Here is a 1015-nt window from a genome sequence, read left to right as displayed (position 1 = left end):
TGGGATTGTTAGTATGAATCATGAGAGTTACCTCGTGTTTTGTATAAGGATTGGACACCCATATCAAAACCGGTAACTCTCAACCTTGCAAGGTCCAGTGTCAGATCAAGTCGCGACTAATACATATTAACCAACGGTTTGATGCCGATGCTGTGCTTATTACTGGTGAACTGTCAGCGTTACTTAAAAACCTGATTGAAGTGCTGGGCGGCGAAGCCTCCCGTTAATTAATCCTTTATCTGTGCAATTTAATCGCCTCAAGACGAGGGGGTCACGTATTCAATGTGTTTCTCCGCAATAAAAATAGTATTCATGCTCTATGTTCTCTTCATGCATTCAGGCTGGTTTTAAACACCTTTTTTGCATGCCAGACTATGTAGCAATACACTCATTGAATACGTGACCAGACGCCAGTAACCATTATTATTTTCATCATACTTCCGCATTTCACCGTGAAAACGAAACAGCCTTTTTATCTTCCAGGGCGCTTCCTCGATAGCGAATCCCGACGCGGTTTTCATCCCTTTCTTTAACGGCTTATCCAGCCATTTGCCAAACAAATTTTTGACAGAAGAAAATTGATGAACCATTTCAAGATAGCGAATCTGCTGCTGATATTCAGATTTTATACAGTCAACGTCAGTGCCACATGCATTTCTTTGTGCCAACCATTCGCGTTGCTCCCTCATCAGAGAACCTTTAGCAACGCTATTATCTATTGCAATCGTATAACGCCGATTCGCGATGGAGTCGATACCACTCAGCGCAGGCGTGCTGCATATTGTTTTTTCGGTTTCATTGAGGTTTTCGAGCGAGCAGTTAAATCCGGCAGCCTGAACATTTGCATAACAGGCTACTAGTGCCGAAAATAACATGATTTTTCCCAGTTTCATCCGTCATTCCGCACCTACTTTAAGAATAAATTCGACGGTATCGCTCGCCGAGAACATCAACGATGGTCTTGTGAACAGAATTGAGGTTGGATACTTGTGGTGGTCTGTCACCAATACTGAAC

1 protein-coding gene and 1 pseudogene are annotated in these 1015 nt (G+C 42.9%); one reads left to right on the top strand and one right to left on the bottom strand.

Annotated features, from left to right (window positions below):
• Positions 1–131 precede the first annotated feature (131 nt).
• Positions 132–227: pseudogene (locus ACTBDZ_RS18100) on the top strand (recombination-associated protein RdgC); the annotation flags it as partial.
• Between the two features lie 120 nt (positions 228–347).
• On the opposite strand, the gene ACTBDZ_RS18095 reads toward ACTBDZ_RS18100, so the two are convergent.
• A complete protein-coding gene (locus ACTBDZ_RS18095; protein ID WP_438816306.1) occupies positions 348–893 on the bottom strand; it encodes a lysozyme inhibitor LprI family protein in 546 nt (181 codons plus the stop codon).
• Positions 894–1015 lie beyond the last annotated feature (122 nt).

The organism is Symbiopectobacterium sp. (genome assembly GCF_051710365.1).
Lineage (GTDB): Bacteria > Pseudomonadota > Gammaproteobacteria > Enterobacterales > Enterobacteriaceae > Symbiopectobacterium.
This window is presented reverse-complemented; position numbering and strand designations above follow the sequence as displayed.